This is a genomic window from Flindersiella endophytica (assembly GCF_054779015.1).
The window spans coordinates 163,628-187,337 of record NZ_BAAGYY010000016.1 but is presented as its reverse complement, the minus strand read 5'-3'; the positions used below and the strand labels follow the sequence as shown (position 1 = coordinate 187,337).

Annotated in this window: 20 protein-coding genes; 8 read left to right on the top strand and 12 right to left on the bottom strand. The window is 70.0% G+C overall.

All coding sequences use genetic code 11. The annotated features are described in order from the left end of the window. Nucleotide 1 precedes the first annotated feature (1 nt). The 7 genes from ACYVF6_RS18140 to ACYVF6_RS18110 form a co-directional block, all read right to left on the bottom strand. Nucleotides 2–3,358 carry a UvrD-helicase domain-containing protein gene (locus ACYVF6_RS18140; protein WP_460522713.1) on the bottom strand — a complete coding sequence of 1,119 codons (3,357 nt, stop codon included), beginning with the start codon at nt 3,356–3,358 and terminating at the stop codon, nt 2–4. Between the two features lie 46 nt (nt 3,359–3,404). After that, nucleotides 3,405–6,569: an ATP-dependent helicase gene (locus ACYVF6_RS18135; protein WP_460522711.1), complete on the bottom strand. Its 3,165-nt coding sequence runs from the start codon at nt 6,567–6,569 to the stop codon at nt 3,405–3,407. A 168-nt stretch (nt 6,570–6,737) separates the two neighbouring features. Then, nucleotides 6,738–7,652 (bottom strand): nucleoside hydrolase, encoded by a 915-nt coding sequence (locus tag ACYVF6_RS18130; protein WP_460522709.1) that lies wholly within the window; start codon nt 7,650–7,652, stop codon nt 6,738–6,740. Nucleotides 7,653–7,668: 16 nt separating this feature from the next. After that, a complete protein-coding gene (locus ACYVF6_RS18125) occupies nt 7,669–8,742 on the bottom strand; it encodes a protein kinase family protein (RefSeq protein WP_460522707.1) in 1,074 nt (357 codons plus the stop codon). 45 nt (nt 8,743–8,787) lie between these two features. Then, nucleotides 8,788–9,078: an MGMT family protein gene (locus ACYVF6_RS18120; protein WP_460522705.1), complete on the bottom strand. Its 291-nt coding sequence runs from the start codon at nt 9,076–9,078 to the stop codon at nt 8,788–8,790. A gap of 21 nt (nt 9,079–9,099) precedes the next feature. Then, complete coding sequence (gene moeZ, locus ACYVF6_RS18115; protein WP_460522703.1) at nt 9,100–10,272, bottom strand: adenylyltransferase/sulfurtransferase MoeZ; 1,173 nt, start codon at nt 10,270–10,272, stop codon at nt 9,100–9,102. Between the two features lie 114 nt (nt 10,273–10,386). Further along, nucleotides 10,387–11,322 carry an aldo/keto reductase gene (locus tag ACYVF6_RS18110; protein WP_460522701.1) on the bottom strand — a complete coding sequence of 312 codons (936 nt, stop codon included), beginning with the start codon at nt 11,320–11,322 and terminating at the stop codon, nt 10,387–10,389. 142 nt (nt 11,323–11,464) lie between these two features. On the opposite strand from ACYVF6_RS18110, the gene ACYVF6_RS18105 reads away from it, so the two are divergent. The 6 genes from ACYVF6_RS18105 (at nt 11,465) to ACYVF6_RS18080 (ending at nt 16,477) form a co-directional block, all read left to right on the top strand. Next, nucleotides 11,465–13,747, top strand: coding sequence for an immune inhibitor A domain-containing protein (locus tag ACYVF6_RS18105; protein ID WP_460522699.1), 2,283 nt, complete (start codon nt 11,465–11,467; stop codon nt 13,745–13,747). 41 nt (nt 13,748–13,788) lie between these two features. Beyond that, the gene (gene ligD, locus ACYVF6_RS18100) at nt 13,789–14,706 is read left to right on the top strand and encodes a DNA polymerase domain-containing protein (RefSeq protein WP_460522696.1); all 918 of its coding nucleotides are present in this window, start codon (nt 13,789–13,791) and stop codon (nt 14,704–14,706) included. Between the two features lie 62 nt (nt 14,707–14,768). Beyond that, nucleotides 14,769–14,912, top strand: coding sequence for a hypothetical protein (locus ACYVF6_RS18095; protein WP_460522694.1), 144 nt, complete (start codon nt 14,769–14,771; stop codon nt 14,910–14,912). Then, nucleotides 14,912–15,535 (top strand): TetR/AcrR family transcriptional regulator, encoded by a 624-nt coding sequence (locus tag ACYVF6_RS18090; protein ID WP_460522692.1) that lies wholly within the window; start codon nt 14,912–14,914, stop codon nt 15,533–15,535. The genes ACYVF6_RS18095 and ACYVF6_RS18090 overlap by 1 nt, the downstream gene beginning before the upstream one ends. Nucleotides 15,536–15,852: 317 nt before the next feature. Further along, nucleotides 15,853–16,074, top strand: coding sequence for a DUF3107 domain-containing protein (locus ACYVF6_RS18085; protein ID WP_460522690.1), 222 nt, complete (start codon nt 15,853–15,855; stop codon nt 16,072–16,074). A gap of 130 nt (nt 16,075–16,204) precedes the next feature. Continuing rightward, a complete protein-coding gene (locus tag ACYVF6_RS18080; RefSeq protein WP_460522688.1) occupies nt 16,205–16,477 on the top strand; it encodes a GlsB/YeaQ/YmgE family stress response membrane protein in 273 nt (90 codons plus the stop codon). A gap of 142 nt (nt 16,478–16,619) precedes the next feature. Here ACYVF6_RS18080 and ACYVF6_RS18075 read toward each other — a convergent pair whose 3' ends face one another. Genes ACYVF6_RS18075 through sucC form a run of 5 tightly spaced genes read right to left on the bottom strand, consistent with a single transcriptional unit; the run spans nt 16,620 to nt 21,570 of the window. Beyond that, nucleotides 16,620–18,053 (bottom strand): hypothetical protein, encoded by a 1,434-nt coding sequence (locus ACYVF6_RS18075; protein WP_460522686.1) that lies wholly within the window; start codon nt 18,051–18,053, stop codon nt 16,620–16,622. Next, the gene (locus ACYVF6_RS18070; protein ID WP_460522683.1) at nt 18,050–18,703 is read right to left on the bottom strand and encodes a hypothetical protein; all 654 of its coding nucleotides are present in this window, start codon (nt 18,701–18,703) and stop codon (nt 18,050–18,052) included. Before ACYVF6_RS18070 ends, ACYVF6_RS18075 begins: the two co-directional genes overlap by 4 nt. 43 nt (nt 18,704–18,746) lie before the next feature. Further along, on the bottom strand, nt 18,747–19,469 hold the full coding sequence (locus ACYVF6_RS18065; protein WP_460522681.1) for a ferritin family protein: 723 nt from the start codon (nt 19,467–19,469) through the stop codon (nt 18,747–18,749). Between the two features lie 11 nt (nt 19,470–19,480). Next, nucleotides 19,481–20,365: a succinate--CoA ligase subunit alpha gene (sucD, locus tag ACYVF6_RS18060; RefSeq protein WP_460522679.1), complete on the bottom strand. Its 885-nt coding sequence runs from the start codon at nt 20,363–20,365 to the stop codon at nt 19,481–19,483. 17 nt (nt 20,366–20,382) lie between these two features. Further along, nucleotides 20,383–21,570: a succinate--CoA ligase subunit beta gene (sucC, locus tag ACYVF6_RS18055; protein WP_460522677.1), complete on the bottom strand. Its 1,188-nt coding sequence runs from the start codon at nt 21,568–21,570 to the stop codon at nt 20,383–20,385. Between the two features lie 165 nt (nt 21,571–21,735). Here sucC and ACYVF6_RS18050 point away from each other — a divergent pair, with 165 nt between their 5' ends. Then, nucleotides 21,736–22,095, top strand: a complete 360-nt coding sequence (locus ACYVF6_RS18050; protein ID WP_460522675.1) for a hypothetical protein — start codon at nt 21,736–21,738, stop codon at nt 22,093–22,095. An 83-nt stretch (nt 22,096–22,178) separates the two neighbouring features. Continuing rightward, the gene (locus ACYVF6_RS18045; RefSeq protein ID WP_460522673.1) at nt 22,179–23,627 is read left to right on the top strand and encodes an integrin alpha; all 1,449 of its coding nucleotides are present in this window, start codon (nt 22,179–22,181) and stop codon (nt 23,625–23,627) included. The last annotated feature ends 83 nt before the right edge of the window (nt 23,628–23,710 follow it).

Here is a 23,710-nt window from a genome sequence, read left to right as displayed (position 1 = left end):
CCTACGGGTCTTCGGTCTGCAGCGGGACCGAGGTCACCAGGTCTTCCAAGCCCTCACGATCGAGCAGGTCGACCGGGCGGACCGTACGGCGATGCCGGACGTAGTGGAACGCCGCCGCCACGCGTTCGAGGGGCAGCCCCGACAGCTGCGCCCACGCCAGCCGGTACGCCGCCAGCTGCACCGCCCGCGCGGCCGCGTCCTCGGGATCGGTCGGCGGGCGGCCGGTCTTCCAGTCGACGACCTCCAAGCCCGGCAGGCCGTCCGGGCCTCGGACCGCGAACACCGCGTCGGCCCGCCCCCGGATCACGATCCCCCCGACCACGACCTCGAACGGCACCTCGATCTCCGACGGCGTGCGATCGGCCCATTCTGACGCCAGGAACGCCTCCTGCAGACGTTCGAGGTCTTCGTCGGCCGCTGCCTGCTCATCGGCCGCACCGGGAAGCTCATCGAGGTCGAGCAGCTGCGGCATCCCGAACCGTGACTCGAGCCAGGCGTGGAACGCGGTGCCCCGCCGGGCCAGCGGGTTGGGCGCGTGCGGCACCGGCCGGCGGATCGACTCCGCCAGGCTGCTGGGATCCTTGCGCAGCTGGACCAGCTGGCTCACCGACAGGTGCTCGGGCAGCTCGACGACGATCTCCGCGCGCGCCGAGCGGCGGGCGCGTTCGGTCAGCAGCAGCTCGACGTCGCGGTCCCAGCGCAGGGCCGCCTCGGCCACCGGCTCGGCCAGCGGTGTGCCGGCCGACAGCGCCTGTTTGGCGGCCGCCACCAGGGACGCGCCGGCCTGGACCTCGGCGCGGCGCTCCGGGCCCATCGGGTCGTAGGGCCACGCGTGGCTCGGCGGCTCGGCGGACACGGGGTTTTCGGCCGAACGTTCTTCCTCGGTCACCCAGATGGCCAGCTCGCCATGGTCGTCAGGGCGTTGCCGGCACGCGTCGGCGAGCGCGGTGAGGAACTCCGAGGGGGTACGCGGCTGGGTGTTCTCCTCCCACCAGTAGCCCGACCAGACCAGCAGGCTGCGCGCCCGGGTGGCGGCGACGTAGGCCAGCCGCCGCTCCTCCTGCCTGGCCCAGGCCCCGGCGTCGAGCTGGAAGCGCTCGAACGCCTCCTTGACGTCGGTCTGGTCGGCAGCGCCGGAGAGGTCGAGCACCGGCAGCGCGTCGCGGTCGCCGCGGAGGGGGAACGGCAGCTCGCCGGGTTCGGAGAGCCAGGCCTTGTCCTTCTCGCCGGCCGACGGGAAGACGCCTTCGACCAGGCCGGGTACGAACACGACGTCCCACTCCAGGCCCTTGGCGCCGTGGACGGTGAGCACCTGGATCCGGTCCTCCGACACCTCGACCTGGCCGGGCTCGAGGCCGCGTTCCTCTTTCTCGGCGGCCTCGAGATAGGCGAGGAACGAGGTGAGCGACGGGTCGTCGCCTTGTTCGGAGAAGTCGGACGCGACGTCGAAGAAGGCGTCGAGGTCGGCACGGCTGACCGCGATGTCGCCCGTACGGGCGGCCACCTCGACGTCGAGGTGGAGCGTGCGGATGACGTCGGCGATCAGGTCGACGAGCGGCTGGTGGGTGCGGCGGCGCAGGCCGCGTAACTCACCGGCGAGCACAGCCAGCCGGCGGCGGCCTTCGGGCGAGACACCGGACTCCGGCGGCATCGAGTCGAGCGCGTCGACGGCGTCGATGATGCTGGCGGCGTCGGCATCATCGGACTCGGTCTCGGTGCCGTTGGTGCCCGGCTTGGTGCCTGGCTTGGTGGCCGGCGGCGCACCAGGGTCGGCACCTCGCCGGGTGGCGGCGAGCCGGCGCGACCAGGCGCCGAGCAGATGCAGGTCCCGCGGCCCGATCCGCCAGCGCGCACCGGTGACCAGCCGCATCAACGCGTTGCCCTGCGTGGGATCGGCGAGCACCTGCAGGGTGGCCACGACGTCAGCGACCGGTGGCGCGGTGAGCAGGCCGCCGAGCCCGATCACCTCGACCGGGAGCTCGGCCTCGCGCAGCTGGTGGGCGATCCGGTCGACCTGCGCCCACTTGCGTACGAGGATCGCGATCGTGCGGCCCTTGCCGCGGGCGCGCTTGCGGGCGTCCGCCTTCCAGATCTGCCGCGCGCGGTCGGCGATGTCGGCGGCTTCGTCGTCGATGGTGTTGTGCAGCGCGACCACGACGTCGCCGTCGCCGGTGGACGGGTGGGCGCTGAGCTCGGGTACGTCGAGCCCGTCGTTGCGTAACGGCTCGGCCAGCAGGTTGGCGGCACGCAGGATCCTTGCCCCGTTGCGGAAACTCGTCGTGAGTGACAGCGTGCTGCCGCCGAAGTGCTTGCCGAACGAGACCAGCGTGCCGGCGCTCGCACCGCGCCAGCCGTAGATCGACTGGAACGGGTCGCCGACCGCGGTGATCGGATGCGCACCGCCCTGGGCGCCGAACAGGCCGCGCAGCATGACGAGCTGGGCGTGCGAGGTGTCTTGGTATTCGTCGAGCAGGACGACGGCGTAGCGGTCGCGCTCGCGCTCGCCGACCTCCTCGAACCGGTCGGCCAGCCGGGCTGCCAGCGCGGCCTGATCGGAGAAGTCGACCACGCCACGCCTGCGCTTCTCGGCCTCGAACGCCGTGACCAGCGGCAGCAACTGCAGCCTGGCCAGCTGGCGGCGCAGATGCTCGGCGGTGTCGGCGTGGGTGGCGCCCTTGAGCCTGGCCCGGCCCGGCGGCCTGGCCATCACACTGGCGTGGAGGTTTTCGGTGTAGCGCTGCAGCTCGTCGGTGTCGACGAGGTGACCGGAGAGCTCGCCGTGCAGGGCGATCACGTCGCTGATGACGTTGACCAGCGCCCTGGTGACCTCGTCCATCGGGCCGTCGTAGGCCTCGACAACGCGGGTCGCGAACTGCCAGACCATCGCCGGCGTGATCAGCCTCGAGCCGGGCTCGTGGCCGAGCCGCAACGCGTGCTCGGCCACGACGCGCTGGGCGTAGGCGTCGTAGGTGGAGACCGTGACGTCGCCGGCCAGCCCGTCGGGATCGTCGCCGGTGCCGACGTAGCCGCGGTTGCGGAGCTGTCCGAGTCTGCGGCGGATCCGGGCGGCCAGCTCGCGGGCGGCCTTACGGGTGAACGTGAGGCCGAGCACCTGCTCGGGGCGTACGAGGTCGTTGGCCACCAGCCAGACCACGCGGGCCGCCATCGTCTCGGTCTTGCCCGACCCGGCTCCGGCGACGACGACGCCGGGCTCGAACGGCGCCTCGATCACCTCTGCCTGCTCGGGCGTCGGAGTGGGCAGGCGGAGCATCGCCGCGAGCTTGGTGGCGGAGTAACGAAGGCCGGCCTGGGTGAGCGGCAGCGCCAGCTGGTCCGGGTCGGAGGAGGAGACAGTCATGGCGTCACCAGCCCTCGGGGCTCGGCAGAGCTCGGCAAAGGTGCGATCACGGTGTCACCTGCGCACCCTCGGCGTGCAGCGGGCAGCTGCGGCGGACCGGGCAGATCGTGCAGTATTTGTTCTTCTTCGCACCGAACTCGGTGCCGGCCATCCCCTCCGCGGCCTCGTCGACCAGACGCTCGGCCCACGCCGGATCGTCGGACGAACTGAGGGGTTGCTGGGCTTGTTCGGCTGCTCGCTTGCCGTCCTTGCCGAGCTGGACGAGCATCGCGCCACCGGACTTGGTGCCTGGCGGGACGACCTGGCGGAACGCGCCGTGCTCGAGCGCGAGTTGGTAGACGCCGAGCTGCGGATGGCGTTCGAGATCGGCCCGCGGGACGGGCGACTTGCCGGTCTTGTAGTCGATCACGATCAACTCGCCGTCAGGCCCGCGGTCGATCCGGTCGACGGTGCCCTTCAGCCGGGCCCGGCCGATCGTGACCAGGAAGCTGTGCTCGGCGACGACCAGCTCGCGTGGGTTCGAACGCAGCCAACCGGCCAGGCGTACGACCATGTCGCGCACGCGATCGTGCTCGCGGCGGGCGTTCCAGCCCCGGCCGGCGTCGAGGCTCGGCCAGTGACGCTCGAACGCGTCGGGGAGGTCGTCGACACTGAGCCGGCCGGTCGCGACGTCGTAGGCCAGCCCGTGGATCAGCGTGCCGATCGCGAGGCTGAGGCCGGACGGCCCGGCGCCGCCGGAGCCTTCGAGCAGCCAGCGCAACGCGCAACGGTGATAGGCCTCGACCTTGCTGGGCGAGACCGAGACCAGCTCGCCCGGCTGGCGCAGCGGCGCGTCGTCGGACAGCGGTGGAAGGGCGTACCAGACACCTGGGTCGGCACCGCGTACGCCGGCGGCTGAGAGCCTGGCCAGCTGGTGGGCGGCGGCTTCTCGTTCGGCGGCGGCGTGGTCGCCGCCGGACGAGCACACGACCGAACGCAGCTCGGCGACGACGGCGGGGAGGTCGAGCCCACGGGGTACGCGGGTGAGCGGGCGTTCCTCGTCGTCGCCGGCGTAGGGCAGCAGCTCCTCCAGGAACCGGGACGGCTGGTCTTCCTCGTCGCGGATCGCGGTGACCAGCAAAGTGCGCCTCGCCCTGGTGACGGCGACGTAGAACAGGCGACGTTCCTCGGCCAGCGCCCGGCTGATCGCCTCCATCCCGCCGACCCGGCGGTCTTCGCTGTGCCGGCCGGCCAGGACGTCGACCAGGAACTCCGAGCCGAGCAGCGAGCCGCGCATCCGCAGGTCGGGCCAGGCACCGTCCTGAACGCCGACGACCGCGACGACGTCCCATTCCAGGCCCTTGGCGGCGTGGGCGGTGAGCAGAGCGACCGCGTCGCCTTCGGGTGCGCGCGGTGCGAGCGTGTCGGCCGGGATCTCCTGGCCCAGCAGGTGGTCGAGGAAGCCGTCGGGGCCGGAGTAGGGCATCCGGTCGACGAAGCGCGCCACGGTGTCGAACAGTGCGGTGACGGCATCGAGGTCGCGGTCGGCGGCGGCCGAGCCGGGTGCGCCGGACGCGGCAAGCATCGCCCAGCGTTCGGCGACCCGGCTCTCGGACCAGATCGCCCAGAGGATGGTCTCGGCGGTGGACTTCGGCGCGTCCTTGGCTTCGTGGGCGGCGGCGAGCAGGCGGGCGACCCGCGCGGCGGGAGCTACAGCGTCGAGGTCGAGGCCGTCGAGCTCCTCGAGGTCGCCCAGCGCGCCGACGAGCAACGCGTCGGACCCGCGGCTGCCGCCGGCGGCGAACTCCTCGCGGCGCAGCTCCTGGCGCAGTCGTCTCAGGGCGAGCGCGTCGGCGCCGCCGTAAGGGCTGGCCAGCAGGTCGATCGCGGTCTGCGGGTCGAGCTCGCGGCGGCCGGAGATCAGCTCGAGGACGGTGAGCAGCGGGCGGACCGCGGGCTGGTCGACCAGCGGCATCTCCTCCAGCCGGATCGCCGCTGGGACGCCCGCCGTGGCCAGCGCCCGGCGTACGACCGGCAACTGGGTGGCGGCCCGGACGAGGACGGCCATCCGCTGCCAGGGGATGCCGTCGACCAGGTGGGCCTTGCGCAGGCGCTGGGCGACGTAGGCGGCCTCGGAGTTGGCCGAACGCAGCAGGTGGACCTCGAGCTCGCCGTCCGGAACGTGCTGCGCGGGCTCGAGCCTGCGGTGCTTCGGCGGGCCGCCGAGCCGCCCCGCGACTCGCCTGGACGCTTCGAGCAGGGTCTTGCCGGACCGCCGGCAGGTGCGCAGGGCGACGGTCGGGGCCTCGGCGCCGTCGGCCTGGCGGAAGCGTTCGGGGAACCGGCGGATCACGTCGACCTCGGCGCCGCGGAAGGCGTAGATCGACTGGTCAGGATCGCCGACGGCGACCAGCTCGCTGCCGTCGCCGGCGAGCAGCCGGAGCAGCTCCTCCTGGGCGGGGTCGGCGTCCTGGTATTCGTCGACGAACACGACCGCGCGGGAGGCGCGTTCCTGGGCGAGGATCTCGCGGTCGGCGCGCAGCAGGTCGACGGCCGCCCGGACCAGCTCGGCGGGGTCGTAGGCGGGTGCTTCCGGACGCAGCGCGGTGACGGCGGCGTACTGGTCGGCGAACGTGGCGGCCGCCACCCAGTCGTCGCGCTTGTGCCGTCGTCCGAGTTGCCGAAGCGTCGGTGGGTCGATCCCGCGCTCGGCGGCTCGCAGCAGGAGGTCGCGCAGCTCCTCGGAGAACCCGCGGGTGGCGAGTGCGGGATGCAGGCGTGGCGGCCAGGCCCTGGCCTGGAACTCCTCGATGTCGCCGCGCAGCAGGTCGCGGATCAGGAGATCCTGCTCGGGCCCGGACAGCAGGCGTGGCTGCGGGGTGCCGCGCAGGACGGCTTCCTTGCGCAGGAGACCGAAGGCGTAGGAGTGGAACGTGCGCGCGACGGGGTCGCGGATGGTGCGGTCGAGCCGCGCGGCGATCCGGTCGCGCAGCTCGACGGCGGCCCGGCGTCCGAACGTCAGCGCCAGAATCCTGGACGGATCGATGCCGTCGCTCTGCACGCGGTCGATGATGCTCTCGACCAGCGTGGTGGTCTTGCCCGTGCCAGGACCGGCGAGCACCAGCAACGGCCCACCCCGATGCTTCACGACCTCCTGCTGGGCAGCGTCGAGCGCCGGCGCCGGTGTCTTGCTGACCGGGCGCCGCACGAGGCGATAGGCCGGGCTGGGCATGGTTGGTATTCGACCAGACGCCACCGACAGCCGTGGGCGAGGCCCGGCGACCACAGCGTCAACGGCTGATGACACTTCGCCGCCCAGCGGCCGGAACGCGCAGGTGGCCGCGCGCGCTGCCAAGGTCAGGGGGGTTGAGCCCTCACGCTGAGACGTCAGACGACCGATTCAGCGGTCTCGCATCCCGGGCGTGTCGCGGGTGAAGCGGCGCAGCTTGGCGAAGAAGTCCTCGTGGATGAACCGGGCATCGATGTTCTCGTACACGCGGATACCGCGGTTGGTGCCCCGATGCACGTAGTGCATGTCCTCGGTGAAGTCGGGCGCGGGACGCATCGACCAGTCACCACAGGCCGGATACATGATCACACCCACCGCCGGCGAGTCGCCGAGGGAGCGGTGTTCGATCGGGCTGCTGGAGTGGGTCGCGTTGTACTCGACGAGCTGGTCGACGAGGTAACGGCCGAGCGGCCCGCAGGGTGCGACCTTGTCCTCCAGTTCGGCGTAGGAGACCGGCATGCGGCGGTAGACCGGCGACGGGATCTGCCAGACCTCCAGCTCGGAGCGGAAGACGACGTTGGCGGCAGTGATGTCGTTGGAGAGGTTGAACTCCGGCCCGCCGCCCGGGTACGGCCCACCGCCGATCCACACGACACGGACGCCGCGTTCCGGCTCGGCGATGCGCGGCTCCATCAGCAGCGCTGAGGCCATGTCGGTCAACGGCCCGTAGAACGCGACGTGCAGCGGCCGGTCGTCGCCTACCTTCATGGCCGACTCGACGATCAGATCGGCGCCCGGCGACGGCACCGGCGTCCGGTCATCGGGCAGCGCGGTGGGAGCCCCGTTCTCGACGCGGACCTTGCCCGGGTCGTTCATCAACTCGAGCAGGAGGTCGATCTCGGCCCGGCTGTCCAGCATCGACGTGGCGGACTTCCGCGTGCCGAAGTGGGCGGCGATCACGCCCTCGATCTCGAAGCTCGGCGTCAGGAGAGCGTGGACGATGGCGAACTGGTCGTCGGCCTCGTTCTTGGCGTCGGTGTCGACGATGACGCGTGCGCGATGTGGATGTGGGTTCACTCCTGCCATCGTGCCCAACCTCAGCTCAGCCGGGAAGCACGCCGGAAGTCCGAAGCAGGTCAGCCAGCCCTTTGTCGTCGTATGCCGTGTCCTTGCGCGGGTTGGCGTCGAGCCGGGTGAAGAAGTCCAGCATGTACATGGTGATGTCGCGATACCGGACGGTCGCCGCGAACACGGCAGGCTTCACCAAGCCGTCCAGACGTTCGATCATGCTGACGATCAGCCGGATCAGCTCGGTCTGGTCCTCGCCGGCTCCGAGCAGAGTGCGTACGGACTCCTGCTCCTCCGGCGGGAGCGCGTGGTACCAACCGTGGATCAGCATCCAGGGCGCGCTGAGCACGACGCCGTAGTCGTAGTGCTCGTGGCGCTTCAGGAAGTCGCGCTCCTCGTCGGTCAGGTCGAACTCGGAGTCCGACGCGAGCCCGAAGTCGGTGAGGTAGGCGAGCTCGCCGTCCGTCACGACGTTGAGGACGTGGGCGTCGAAGTGAACGATGCCGTGGCCACGCAGGAACGTGACGGTCTCGCACAGCTGCGACAGCATGGGCTCGAGGTCTTCGGGATGGTCGGTCAGCCACTGGCCCAGGCCGTACGGCAGGTGCTCGAGGAAGACGGCCACCTGGTGGGTACCGGTGACTCGCTCGGTCATGAAGCGTCCGATTGCCTGGCTGGAGTTCCAGTTGCGGAGGTAGTCGTCCTGCTCCTTCTGGCTGGGCAGGTCGGCTCGGGCCGGCCGCTCGACGACGCGGTGGTGATACATGACCGGGAAAGCGGCGTTGGTGCCCTCGAGAACCCAGTTCGTCGTCCTGATGTGGGCGACGAGCTCGCGCCAGGTACCGAAGCCGGCCGAGCCGACTCCGTACTGGTAGAACAAGGGCAGGTCGTAGTGGTTGCTCGTGGAGTACGCGCAACCGCGCTCGAGGTCGGTGAGCGGGAGCAGCTTCACAAAAACCCGCTCCCCCGCCACCTCGACGGTCGTCGTGGTCCCCCAACTCGCCGGCGTCTTCTGGTTTCGGAGCAGGTCGCCCAGTGCGGCGTCGTCGAGTTGCGCCAGCGCTGCGCTGACCTTGGAGTATCTCGCCCGCCGGGCCGCCGAGTCCATGCCCAGCGTTATATCCCGGCAGACAGCGCCAGGCCCAGTCGATTTCTAGCCGAAGCGGGCTTCGCGCATGTCGATCCGGCCGGACTTGGTGAACGGGACGCCCTCCGCACGCAGGCGGCGGATCGCCTCACCGGCATGCGCCGAGTGTGGCGTCCCGTCCGCGCGGACCACCCGCCACCACGGCACAGCTCCACCGTGATGGGACATCACCCACCCGACCTGCCTCGGCCCGCCGACGCCGATGAACTCGGCCACGTCGCCGTAGGCCATGACCTTGCCGGCCGGGATCTGCTCCACGGCCGACAAGACCAGCTCGACGTATTCCTCGGACGGCACGCGGCCAATCGTAAGGAAGGCTCAGTACGCGGGCTTGTCCGGCTCGATCTGCCGGACCCAGGCCAGGACCCCGCCGCCCACGTGCACGGCGTCGCCGAATCCGGCGCCCTTGGTCGCGGCCAGAGCCTCGGCCGAGCGGCCGCCCACCTTGCAGTGCAGGACGATCTGCTTGTCCTTCGGCAGCTTCTCGAACGCCTCGCCCGTCAGGAACTCGCCCTTGGGGATCAGCACCGAGCCCGGGATGTTGACGATCTCGTACTCGTTGGGCTCCCGCACGTCGACCAGTACGAAGTCGCGTTCGCCGCGGTCACGCGCGTCGAGCCAGGTCTTCAGCGTGCGCACGTCGATCGTGGAGTCGACCACCGCGTCGGCGGCTTCCTCGGAGATCGCGCCGCAGAAGGCCTCGTAGTCGATCAGCTCGGTCACCGGCTCGGTCTCGGGGTCCTTGTTGACCTTCAGCTCGCGCCAGGACATCTCCAGCGCGTCGAAGACCAGCAGGCGGCCGACCAGCGGTTCGCCGATGCCTGTGATCAGCTTGATCGCCTCGTTGACCATCACCGAGCCGATCGAGGCGCACAGGACGCCGAGCACACCACCCTCGGCGCAGGACGGCACCATGCCGGGCGGCGGCGGCTCGGGGTAGAGGTCGCGGTAGTGCGGGCCGTGCTCGGCCCAGAAGACGGAGACCTGGCCTTCGAACCGGAAGATCGAGCCCCAGACGTACGGCTTGCCCAGGATCACCGCGGTGTCGTTGACGAGGTACCGCGTGGCGAAGTTGTCGGTGCCGTCCAGGATCAGGTCGTAGTCGGCGAAGATCTGGAGCGAGTTGGACGAGTCGAGCCGTTCTTCGTGCAGGTTGACCTGCACGAACGGGTTGATCTCGGCGATCGACTCCTTGGCCGACCGCGCCTTGGACTTGCCCACGTCGCTCTGGCCGTGGATGACCTGGCGCTGCAGGTTGGACTCGTCGACGGTGTCGAAGTCGACGATGCCGAGCGTGCCCACTCCGGCGGCCGCCAGGTAGAGCAACGCCGGACTGCCCAGGCCGCCGGCGCCGATCACCAGGACCTTGGCGTTCTTCAGCCGTTTCTGCCCGGCCATCCCGACGTCGGGAATGATGATGTGCCGCGAGTAGCGGCGCACCTCGTCGACGGTCAGCTCGGACGCGGGCTCAACCAGGGGCGGCAGAGACACGATTCATACTCCCTCGAGTGGTCAGGGGACCTCAGCTTCGTCCAACCCACAACTCCGCGATCATCTTCCCGTACGTGTCACGATGTGGACGCTCGCGGTCGCCTCACAGGGTTGTCAGACGATCGGGGCGAGCTCCTGGATCTCCGCCAGCTCCGCCTCGGTCGGCTCCCAGTCTCCCGCCACGGCGTTGGCCTTGACCTGCTCGGCCGTCGTCGCGCCCGCGATCACCGAGCCGCACTCCGGGTACGCCGCGAGCCCACCGATCGCCACCTCGAGCACCGAACGCCCACGTGCCTCGGCCCAGGCGATCAGCGCCTCCACCCGGTCCAGCTTGGACTCCGTGACGTAGCTCTCGCGGCCTGCCAGCCGGCTGTTCTCCGGAATCGACGCACCTCGTCGCACCTTTCCCGTGAGCAGGCCGTTGGCCAGCGGGAAGTACGGCAGCACGCCGACGCCGTAGTGGCCGGCCGCCTCGACGACGTCCTTCTCCGCCGCCCGTTCGAGCAGCGACCAGTGGTTCTGCGCGGAGACGAACGGGGTGACGCCGAGCTCGCTCGCGACGTGTGCCGCCTCCGCGAGCTGCCAGCCCTTGAAGTTGGAGTGCCCGACGTAGCGGACCTTGCCCTCCTTCACCAGCTCGTCGAGCGCCGCGAGCGTCTCCGAGATCGGGGTGTCCGGATCTGGCCGGTGCATCTGGTACAGATCGATGTAGTCGGTGCGAAGCCGCCGCAAAGAGGCCTCGACCGCGCGCCGGATATACGAGCGGCCGCCGGCGGCGCCCGCGACCGGGCCGTACCCCATGTCGCCCGCCCACTTGGTCGCGAGCACCACCTGGTCGCGCCGCCCGGCCAGCACCTGGCCGAGCAACTCCTCCGAACCGCCCTTGTTTCCATAGACATCGGCGGTGTCGAACAACGTGATGCCCGCGTCCAGCGCGGCGTCGACGACCTCGCGGGTGCGATCCAGGTCGAGGCGGCCGCCGACGTTGTTGCAGCCGAGCCCGACAACCGAAACCTTCAGTCCCGAATGTCCCAATGCTGTATATCGCATGAGTTTGCAGCGTACTCACCTGAGCCGAGGATCCAACTTTGCCGATTCGTCAGACAAAGCCGGGAGGGCGTGCGAACTTTCTCCAAGACGAGAGCCTCCGGCGAGCGATCCTTCGCCGGAGCAGCTCGGAGGAGGGAGTGCAGTGAACCCACGCAGGACCACCACGGCATTGGCGGCGGCAGCGGCAGCCGTCGCTCTCGCTGTCGCGAGCACCCAGCTCCCGGCAGTGGCAGCACCGCCACCGGCGGCCGACGCAGCACCGGCCGCTCGCAGCAACGCACCAGATGATCTGCCCAACCCGCTCGGCGACAAGCAGCGCGCCATGCGCAAGGCAGCCGTCGAGAAGGTTCTCCGCGGCGAGGCGACGGTCGAACGACGTGGCAAGTCCGACGTCGTGCGCGTGAGCAAGAACCAGTTCGCCCAGGTCAGCATGGAGCAGACCGACAAGATCTTCACCATCCTGACCGAGTTCGGTACGCAGACCGACCCGCGGACCGCTGGCACGCCAGGCCCGGTACGCAACCAGATCCCCGCGCCGGACCGCACCCGCGACAACACGACGTACTGGACCTCGGACTTCAGTCGTGACCACTTCATGGACCTGTTCTTCAACAGGGACAGCGAGTCGTTCGCCGACTTCTACAGCAAGCTGTCCAACGGCCAGTTCTCCGTCGCCGGCGACGTCAGCGACTGGGTGAAGCTGCCCTACAACGAGGCCCGTTACGGCAGCAACGCGATCCCGTCCAGCGACGGCTACTGGAACTACGTCAAGGACAGCGCGACCGCCTGGTACAACGCCCAGGTCGCCGCGGGCAAGACCCCGCAGCAGATCAAGGACTACCTCGCGCAGTTCGACTCCTGGGACCGCTACGACTACGACGCCGACGGCAACTTCGACGAGCCCGACGGCTACGTCGACCACTTCCAGGCCGTGCACTCCGGGGAGGGTGAAGAGGCCGGCGGCGGCGCCCAGGGCGGCGACGCGATCTGGTCGCACCGCTGGTACGCCTTCTCAGGAGCGCAGACCGGCCCGAGCTACAACCAGCGCGGCGGCGTTCCGCTGGGCACGAGCGGCCTGTGGATCGGCGACTACACCACAGAGCCCGAGAACGGTGGCCTCGGTGTGTTCGCCCACGAGTTCGGCCACGACCTCGGACTGCCCGACCTGTACGACACCAACGCCGGCCAGAACGGCACCGGGTTCTGGACGATCATGTCGTCCGGCTCCTGGCTGAACCACGGCACCGACACGATCGGCACCACGCCCGACTACATGGGCGCGTGGGAGAAGCTCATGCTGGGCTGGCTGGACTACGAAGTGGTCTCGCCCGACGAGGACAGCACCACGGTCCTTGGTACGGCCGCCGGCGGGCAGGGCATGCCGCAGGCCCTCGTCGTGCCACTGCCGAAGGAAGAGATCACCACGGAGTACAACACGCCGTTCTCCGGCTCGTACGAGTGGTGGGGCGGCAGCGCCGACAACCTCAACACCGCCTTGCGGCGCACGATCAACCTGACCGGGAAGACGTCGGCCTCGCTCACCACCAAGGCGTGGTACGACATCGAGGAGGACTTCGACTTCCTCTACGCGGAGGCGTCCGCCGACGGCGGCACGACCTGGGAACGCGTCGGCGACCCGGTGACGGGTTCGTCCAACGGTGCCTGGGCCGATCTGACGTATGACCTGTCGAAGTACGCCGGCAAGCAGATCCTGTTCCGCTTCCGCTACACCACCGACGGCGGAGTGCACCTGGCCGGTCCGATGCTCGACAACGTGGCGATCGTCGCCGACGGGCAGACCATCTTCACCGACGACGTCGAAGCGGTCCGTGGCTGGACGGCGGTCGGCTGGAGCCGGATGTCCGGCAGCGTCACGGACTACAAGGGCACGTACTACCTCGCCGAGAGCCGGCAGTACGTCGGCTACGACGCGACACTGAAGACCGGGCCGTACAGCTTCAACCGCCCGATCAGCAAGCCGGACTGGGTGCAGCGCATCCCGTACCAGAACGGCCTGCTGATCTGGTACTGGAACGAGAAGGTCGAGGACAACGACAACTCGCTGCACCCTGGTGAGGGCCTGATCCTGCCGATCGACTCCAGCTCGAAGGCGCTCCGGTACGACAACGGCCAGCTGGTGAGCAACCGGCTGCAGCCGTTCGACGCGACGTTCGGTGTGGAGAAGACCGACAGCATCACGTTGAGCAACGAGGTCCGCAAGGGCAACCGGGTGCAGGTCATCATGGCCAACGTCCCGTCCCGCGCGGGCGTGCGCGAGTTCAACGACACCAACCCGAACGCCTACTGGGACGCGTCCAACCCGCAGAACAGCGTCAAGGTCGGCGGGTACGGCGTCAAGATCGGGGTGGTCGAGCAGTCGGCCAAGGCCGCCGAACTGACCGTCCAGGTTCAGCCGGCCGGCTGACCGGCTGGCCGTTCCTGATCCAGGTTGGGCAGACTTGAGGCATGGTGCGAGTCAGTGTCGACGACCACATCCTCGAGCTGTCCAACCTGGACAAGGTGTTGTATCCGCACGTCGGATTCACCAAGGGCGAGGTCCTCGACTACTACGCCAGGGTCGCGGCGGCCATGCTGCCGCACATCCGCGACCGCGCCGTGACGAGACGGCGCTGGCCGGACGGCGTCGAGGGCCCGACGTTCTTCGAGAAGAACGCACCGCGCGGCAGGCCGAGCTGGGTCCGCACGATCATGGTGCCGTCGCCGGGGAGCACGCGCGGCACCGAAGAGGTCGAGTACCCCCTGATCGAGCACACGGCCGCGCTGGTCTACTTCGCCAACCTCGCGGCACTTGAGCTGCACGTTCCGCAGTGGCGGATCGACGAGGACGACGGCCTGCACGACCCCGACCGGCTGGTGATCGACCTCGACCCCGGCCCGCCGGCGTCAATCGTCGAGTGCTGCCAGGTCGCGCTTGCCCTGCGTGACCGGCTCGCGGCCGACGGGCTCTCGGCCTGGCCGAAGACCTCGGGTGGCAAGGGCATGCAGCTGTACGTCCCGATCGCCGAGACGCCGGCCGATGCCGTCGAGGGCTACGCCAAGGGGCTGGCCGGTCAGCTGGCCAGGGCCCAGCCCGACCTCGTGGTCGCCACGATGGCCAGACGGCTGCGGCCGGGCAAGGTCTTCCTCGACTGGGACCAGAACAAGCCGACCAAGACCACCGTGGCGCCGTACTCCCTGCGCGGCGAGGCGGAGCCGAGGGTCTCGACGCCGGTGACCTGGGAAGAAGTCGAGGCCTGCCGTACCGCGGGCGACCTCAGGTTCGGTCCTGCCGAGGTGCTGGAACGGGTCGAGAGCGACGGCGATCTGCTGGAGCCGATGTTCTCCATGGCCCAGCACCTGCCAGATCGGGTCTCCTCCCCCTAAACTGCTTGGACGAGCGTTTGCAACACGGCAGGTGACGGCACCTGACAGCTGAGGAGATCGCGATGTCCGACATCGACATCCCCTACGAGGGCGTACGGGAAGCCGAGGAGGCGCTTCCGCGTGCGGAGCTCGGCCCGGAGGCACCCGAAGCCGATGCCGTCGACCAGCTCCTGTCCGTTGATCTCGATGAGGACGACTACCGCTAGTGACTACTTCCGACGCGCGGCCTCGCAGCAGCCGGCTTCCCCGGCAGGCTCGGCGTGCTCAGCTCCTGGATGCGGCCCGTGCGGTCTTCGTCTCCTCCGGCTACCACACCGCGGCGATGGACGACATCGCCGACCGCGCCGGGGTCAGCAAGCCCGTGCTCTACCAGCACTTCCCGAGCAAGCTCGAGCTCTACCTCGCGCTGCTCGACAGCTCCAGCGACGCGCTGACCGACGCCGTACGCTCCGCACTCGACTCCACCCACGACAACAAGCTCCGGGTCCAGGCCACCATGCAGGCCTACTTCGACTTCGTCGACGACGACCTGGCCGCGTTCCGGCTGGTCTTCGAGTCCGACCTGACCGGCGAGCCAGCCGTACGCGAGCGCGTCGACCGCGTGGCACGCGAGTGCGCCGAAGCGATCGCCGTCGTGATCGCCGAAGACACCGGCCTGCCCCGCGACGAGTCCATGCTGCTGGCCGCGGGGCTGGCCGGCATGGCGCAGGTCACCGCCCGCTGGTGGGTCGCCGAGAACCGCCCCATCCCGCGCGACGCCGCCTCCGCCCTGCTGGCCACGCTGGGCTGGCGAGGCATCCGCGGCTTCCCGGCCCGCTCAGACGGCTGATCCGGCCACGCGAACCCGCCGACCGCTCCGCTCTGGCGCCGCCCGAGCGCGCCACCACGCGAGCTCACCGTCCACCCGAGGCCGTCGGCCGCTGTTTCTCGTTGCGCTGCCGACGCCGGCCTTCCCGGCTGCGAAACGTGTCGAGACGTGGCGCTGTGCCGATCATGCGGCTCCGCCGCGTGGCCGGATTTCCGTGGTTAACGTGGTCATTCGGCTCTCGGCGTAGTCGAGTCGCGGAGGCTTGGCGGGCAGGTAGATTTGGCGGACGTCATTCCGTTCCGCACAAGCAGATGCTTCAGCCACGAAAGAGGTGACCCGTGGAGGTCAAGATCGGCGTCCAGCATGCTCCGCGCGAGATCGTGTTCGAGAGCAGCGAGCAGCCGGAGGATGTCGAGGCGGCCGTTCGCCGGGCACTCGAGGACGGCTTGCTGACGCTGACCGACGAGCGCGGCCGGCTGGTGATCGTTCCGTCCAACCGGATCGCCTACGTCGAGATCGGCGCCAAGAGCGAGCGCAAGGTCGGCTTCGGCGCGATGTAGCGGTTGGGATCGGGGCTCAGCCCTGATCTAGCCCTGATCCCGTCCCGAGTATCTGGCGTCGAGCAGGGCTCGTTTGGCAGTCTCCTTCGAGGGAAGCTTTGGATAGCACCTTCCTCGAAGGAGACAGCACATGATTGGCACGATCATCGGAGCGTTGATCGCCGGACTGATCTTTGGTCCACTTGGCCGGCTCGTGCTGCCGGGCAAACAGAACATCGGCATCGGCTGGACGATCCTCGCCGGAGCCGTGGGTGCCCTGGTCGGCGGCCTGGCCGCTGACGGCCTGGGCCTGAGCGACACCGCGCACAACATCGACTGGCTACGAATCATCATCCAGATCGTCGTCGCCGCGGTCGCGGTCTTCATCGTTGCCGCCTGGCGCGGCAACCGACGCGCCGCCTGACGACCCTGCACGACTGCGCCACCTGGTCGTTCCGCGCCCTCTCCCGTCGGCGTCAGTGCACCGTTCGGTGTGCTCCGCCGGCGGGTTTGGCCGCGGCGACCTCTGTCTGACCCCTGCCCCTGAGCGCGGGCCGGCGCATCTCCTAGACCTTGGAACTATTCCAGGCGTCGATCAACTCACGGCTCGCGATGCCATACCCCGTCTCCGACCACGGCTTCACGTCGAGCATCCAGTACGGCTGCATGTGGCCGTTGCCTGAGTCGAGTACGAGGGGGTCGGCGACCGCGACTCCCTTGCGGGCCGCGGCGTGGCACGTCGCGCAGACGTCGGCCTGCTGTGGGGCCGAGGCCGGTGGGCGCTCCGCGGCGAGCGCGATGGTGGGTACCGGGCCGACCGCGGGGCCGTGGAACGGGTTGGCGAAGCAGTCGGCCGACCCCGTCAGTTCGCTGCCAGACTCAGCCGCGCCCGCGGCTTGCCGGCCGCGCGCGACGAGGACGAGGCCCGCCACGACGTCGGCGTGGGTCGAGAGGCTGTCACCGGTTTCGGCAGCGTCGGCGGTGTCGGCGATCCGGCCCGCCGTCTCGTAGCAGTCCAGCGCCAGTGCCCAGGTGTCGCCCGCGACGTCGTGCGTCGATGCGGACAGGCGTTCGCCCAGGGCGAGCAGCTCGTCGCGCAGGCGTTCGGCCCGCTCGGCGGCACGGACCTTGTTGAGCCGGACCAGGACGTCGTTCGGCGGCCGGTAGGCGAGGCGGTTCGCACGCCGCCGTTGCGCCGGCCTGGCCTCGATGTTCGCGATCGCCGGGCCGGCCTTGCGGCTGCGGTACGCCAGGGCGGCCAGCAACCCGAACATGACGACGAGCAGGACGGAGCTCAACGCCACAACAGCGCCGCTCGCGGCGACGAGGACGATCAGCAGCCCGAGCCCACCACCGGCCGCGGCGGCGAGCCAGATCGAGCCGACCGGCTGCCCGCCGTCGTCGTACTCCTCGCGCTCGCCCCGGAGCGGCACGGCGTCGAGAGCCTCGAGCGCCTGGGTGGCGGCTTCGGCAGCCGGTGACCCTTCCGTGCCGGGGATCGACGGCTCGGACTCGGCAAGCGTCGACGCGACCGCGGTCCGCCCGTTCCCGTCGACGAAGAGGAACCTGCCCTCCACGTTCGTCCGAGCCGCGACGTACTCGGCGATGTCGGGCAGCCATCCACGGTCGAGCGGCCAGACCACGACCTTCGTCGGCCGATTCGCCTCGGTCGCCTGCGCCCGCAGGGCCGAGAGGTCGGCCTCGTCGAGCACGCCGGCCGCCCGGGGATCCACGTAGACGCGATCCTCGCCCAGCGCCGCCGCGGCGGCGACGAGCGGGGCCTCGTCCTTCTGCTCGTCGAGAAACATCGATGCCGTCCACGCCGCGCCGACGTAGGTACCGGCGGCGAGCACGCCGGCGCCACCCCAGATCGCGACCTGGCGAAGGCCGCGGGCCCACAGCGGCGATGCCGGTGCCGCCGTCGTGGCCTGCTTGATCCCCAGCTGCCGCATGCGCCTGGTCCGGCGCTTTCGCAGCGCGCGCTCGCGCTTGGTCGTCACGGTGTGGTCTCCCGCCTGGCCTGCTCGTACCGGAACAACGCGGTCGGCAGGTCCTCGACGAGCGCTCCGTACCCGGTGACGGCCCACTGGTCGTCACCGCGGAAGTACGGCCCGCCGGGTCGCGTGTCGCTCGGCACCACGTCGAGCTCTCGCACACCCCGGCGGATGTCACCGTCGCACCGACGGCACGCGGGTACGGACACGGCACCGGCGTCGAGCGTGAAGTCGACCCGCTTGGTGGCCTGGTCGTGCAACGGGTTGAAGAAGCACGGCTGGTATCTGGTGTGGGAGCGCCCGGCGGCGACCCGCAGGTCGTCGAGACCGGAACGGGCGAGCGTGATCGCACCGACGACATCGGTCAGCCGCGAGGAGTCCAGTGCGCGCTCAGCCTCCGAACGGGCGAGCCCGGCGCGCTCGTAGAGGTCACGATCCACCTCGGCCGGGTTCGTCTCACTCAACTCGTGGGCGAGCCGGTTCAGCAGGTCGTTGGCCCGCTGCCGCAGGTCGGCTTCCGTGAAGACGGTCGCCGGGCGCGACGGCATCCGGCCGGAGAGCCGTACGAAGCTCGCGGGCGTCACCTTGCGGAGGACGAGAGCGGAGACGGCGAACACGACGACTGCCATCACGAGGGCGGGAACGTACGACTGCACGCAGGAACGATATGCGGCGTTTTCGGTACCGGCGGACTCGGGCTCAGGCTTGCAGGCCGAGCGTCGCCATCCGTTCCGTGTGCTTCTCCGTCAACCGCGAGAACATCCGGCCGATCGCCGCCAGGTCCATTCCCGGGCGGTCGACGCCACCCACCAGCAACGCGGTCAACGCGTCGCGTTCGGCGGCCACCCGCTGCGCCTGCGACAAGGCCTCGCCCACCAGCCGCCGGCCCCACAACGCCAGCCGGCCGGACACGCGTTCGTCCTCCGCGATCGCCTTGCGGACGCGGTCGACGATGAAGGCGACGTGGCCGGTGTTCTCCAGCACCTCGGCGACCAGCGCGCGGGTCGAGGCGTCGACGTAGGCCGAGACCTCGGTGTAGAAGTCGGTCGCGATGCCGTCGCCGACGTAGGCCTTCACCAGGCCCTCGAGCCAGGTCCGCGGCGCCGTCTGCTCGTGGAACGCGTCGACCGGGCCGCGGAACGGCTCCATCGCCTGCACCGGGTCGACGCCCAGCTCTGCGAGGCGGTCGCGCAGCCGCTCGAAGTGGTGGAACTCCGTGACCGCGAGCGCCGCCAGCGCAGCGGTGTCCTCGAGGGCCGGCGCCAGCTTGGCGTCCTCGGCCAGCCGCTCGAACGCGGTCAGCTCGCCATAGGCGAGCACCCCGAGCAGGTCGATGACCGCGGGCCGGTAGTCCGGGTCGTCGTACGCCGAACCGCCCGGCCCCTTCGGGGTGCTCTCCATAGCCTCACCAGCCTCGCCCATGGCAGGACAGCCTAGAGGCTGTTGACGACCTCGCGGACCAAACGAGCGGTCTCGCTCGGCGTCTTTCCGACCTTGACGCCACACGCCTCGAGCGCTGCCTGCTTGGCCGCCGCGGTGCCGGACGAGCCGGACACGATCGCGCCGGCGTGGCCCATGGTCTTGCCCTCAGGTGCCGTGAAGCCCGCGACATAGCCGACGACCGGCTTGGTGACGTTGGCCTTGATGAAGTCGGCCGCCCGCTCCTCAGCGTCGCCGCCGATCTCGCCGATCATCACGATCACGTCGGTCTCGGGGTCGTTCTGGAACGCCTCGAGCGCGTCGATGTGGGTCGTGCCGATGATCGGGTCGCCGCCGATGCCGACGGCGGACGAGAAGCCGATGTCGCGCAGCTCGTACATCATCTGGTACGTCAGCGTGCCGGACTTCGACACCAGGCCGATCCGCCCCGGGCCGGTGATGTTGGCGGGGATGATGCCGGCGTACGACTTGCCGGGCGACGCGAGACCGGGGCAGTTCGGGCCGACGATGCGGGTCTTGCCGGAGTTCTTCGCCAGCGTGAAGAACTCCGCGCTGTCGTGCACGGGCACGCCCTCGGTGATCACCACGAGCAGCGGGATCTCCGCCGAGATCGCCTCGATCGCGGCCGCCTTGGTGAACGGCGCGGGTACGAACGCCACGCTGACGTTCGCGCCTGTGTCGGCCATCGCCTCCGCGACCGTGCCGAACACCGGCAACGCGGTGCCGTCGACGTCGACCTTCGTTCCGGCCTTACGCGGGTTCACACCGCCCGCGATCTGGGTGCCGGCCCGCAGCATCTTCGTCGTGTGGTTCATGCCCTCGGAGCCGGTCATGCCCTGGACGATGACCTTGCTGTTCTCGTCGAGAAAGATCGCCATGGTCTTTGAAAGCCCCTCTACTTCGCAGCCGCTAGCCCGGAGGCAAGTTCCGCCGCGCGCTGCGCGGCGCCGTCCATCGTGTCCACCTGCTCGACGCCGGCCAGGGCGGCATCGGTGAGAATCCGCCGGCCGAGCTCGGCGTTGTTGCCGTCGAGCCGCACGACCAGCGGACGGTCGACCGACTCGCCGCGGTCCGCGAGCAGCTTGAACGCCGACACGATGCCGTTGGCCACCGCATCGCAGGCGGTGATGCCGCCGAAGACGTTCACGAACACCGACTTCACGGCGGGGTCGGACAGCACGATCTCCAGGCCGTTGGCCATCACCTCGGCCGAGGCACCACCGCCGATGTCGAGGAAGTTCGCGGGCTTCACGCCCCCGTGCGCCTCACCGGCGTACGCCACCACGTCGAGCGTGCTCATCACGAGGCCCGCGCCGTTGCCGATGATGCCGACCTGGCCGTCGAGCTTGACGTAGTTGAGGTCCTTCTCCTTGGCCGCGGCCTCCAGCGGGTCGGCGGACGCCTTGTCCTCCAGCTCCGCGTGGTCGGCGTGCCGGAACCCGGCGTTGCCGTCGAGCGTGACCTTGCCGTCCAGCGCCTCGATCTTGCCGTCGGGCCGCTTCACCAGCGGGTTGACCTCGACGAGGGTCGCGTCCTCCTTGACGAACGCGTCCCACAGCTTGACGATCTCGGCCGCCGCGTCGTCGTGGATCTCGGCGGGGAACTTCGCCTCCACGCAGATCTCGCGGGCCTTGGCCTCGTCGACTCCGGCCACCGGGTCGATCGTGACCTTCGCCACGGCGTCGGGGTTGGTGTGCGCGACCTCCTCGATCTCCACGCCGCCCTCGGCGCTCGCGATCGAGAGGTAGGCGCGGTTCGAACGGTCGACCAGGAACGAGAAGTAGTACTCCTCAGCGATCTCCGCCGCCGGCACGATCAGCAGCTTGCGAACGATGTGGCCCTTGATGTCGAGCCCGAGGATGTCGTTCGCCCGCGCCTCCGCCTCGTCGGGGTCCTTGGCCAGCTTCACGCCGCCGGCCTTGCCCCGCCCGCCGGTCAGGACCTGCGCCTTGACCACGACCGTGCCGCCATACTCCTCGGCTGCCGCCCGAGCCTCCTGCGCGGTCTCCACGACCTTGCCAACGGTGGTTCGTACGCCGTGCCGGGCGAAGAGCTCCTTCGCCTGGTACTCCATCAGGTCCACGGATGCTCTCCCGCTCTCAAAGATGCGCGTTCAGGTGTTGGTCACGCCCAGTTCGGGAGCCTAACGCCGCTCGCGGCCGGCCTGCCGTCCGGGGGCAACCATTCCGGCCGCTGGGAAGTCGGTATGGGCACACGAGGTGACTCGCAGGTGTCCAAAGGGGGGACCATGCGTAAACGTATCGCTACCGCGGCGTTGCTGGCCGCGGTCAGCGCCCTGCTCCTGTCACAACCGCTCAACTCGGTCGCCGAGGCCGCGACGTGCTCCGGCGACCACAAGGCCCATCCCGACTTCGACGGCTCGGGGGAGTCCGTCCGGATCTCGCGATCGGAGTACCCGGCGAAGACCTCGGCACGCAGGCCGACGCGGGCGTGGTCGAGGTCCGTTACGCAGGCGACACCCGCAGCCCGCAAGGCCTGTTCGGACCGTCCTTCCGAGCCGGCGACCGCTTCGGCACGGTGGCGGCAGGTCGCCGGCGCGCCGGAAGCAGGTGACGGCTACGGGCTCGAAGTCGACGACTTCTCCTGAGCCCCCAGCTCTTCCACCCCTCAGCTCGAACCATCCATCAACCAACCGATCAACACTCAACTCTCGTCCCGAAGAAGGGGACCATGCGCAAACAGATCATTTCCCTCGCGGTCGTGGCCGGCCTCGCGGTGGCCGGCGCGGCAGCCGCACCGCCACTGGCGTCGCCAGCCGCGGCGGCGACCTGCACCGGAGGGCAGAAGGCCTTCCCCGACTTCGACGGCTCCGGAGGCGACCGTCCCGACGTGGCGGTCGGCATTCCGGGTGAGGACCTCGGCACGGAAGCCGACGCCGGAATGGTGGAGATCCGCTACGCCGGCGACTCGCCGGCACCACAAGGGATCCACGGCCCCGGCTACCACGCGGGCGACCGCTTCGGTACGTCAATCGCCGCGTCCGATGTCAACCAGGACGGGTGCACCGACCTGCTGGTGGGTACGCCGGGCCGCGACGTCGGCGGACTGGCCGACGCCGGCTCGGTCGAGGTCTACCTCGGCTCGCCGACCGGAGTGCGGTGGTCGAAGACCATCACCCTGGAGGGACGTGGGCAGGCCGGCGCCCAGTTCGGCAGCGTCCTGTCGGTCTACAACGACGGGCAGGGGCCGTTCCTCGCCGGGCTTCCGCTGTACGACGTGTCCGGTGCGAAGGACGCCGGTGCGCTGGTGGAGTTCGGCATCGAAGGACTCCTCGGCGGGCCGTACACCCAGAACGAGGACTCGATCAGCGGTGCCGCCGAGGCCGGCGACCACTTCGGCGCACAGGTGGTAGCCGTCTTCTACGAAGGCGACGACCGCGGGTTCGAGACCAGTGCCCCGCTCGAGGACGGTGGCGGCGCGGTCGACGCCGGTGTCGCGTTCGAGTGCCGAGGGTCCACGACCGCGGCGCCCGACTGCACGGGTGTCAGCCAGGACAGCCCCGGCGTACCCGGCAGCGTGGAGCCGGGCGACCGGTTCGGCGCGGCGCTCGCCTACCGGTACATCGGTGTCCCGGGCGAGGACATCGGGTCGATCCAGGACGCCGGCATGGTCGTGTCGTACGACATGCAGGGCATCAGCCAGGACACCCCCGGCGTGCCCGGGGCTCCCGAGGCCGGCGACCAGTTCGGTGCGTCGCTGGCGGTCTTCACGCCCGTCCAGCCCGAACTGTCCACGCAGACCCTCCACGTCGGCGTGCCCGGAGAGGACATCGGCAGCGCCACGAACGCCGGCATGGTCGTGACCGTGCACCAGCCGCTGGATCCGGTCGACACTCCTACCGGCCTCAGCGCTCTTTCCGCGGACACGACCGCGGGCACGGTCGGTGCGGGTGACAGGTACGGCGCGGCACTCGGCTCGTACCGCATCCTCGACGGCGACCAGTGGTCGGAACTGCTGCTGATCGGCTCCCCCGGCGACCGCTCCGGCGCCGGTGAGGCGATCGCCGTGGAGACCGGCGACAACGGTGCCGGCTTGCTGGGCTCCCAGGCCTGGTCGCAGTTCTCGGGTGCGCCGGAACCAGGCGACGGCTACGGCTCGGAGGTCAGCTCCCTGTCCTGACCGGTCCCGCACAACCTTTGCGTCCTGCTCGGTATCTGACCCAGTGGAGGGCCTTCACGGGTCGGGGACCGAACAGGGGAGCG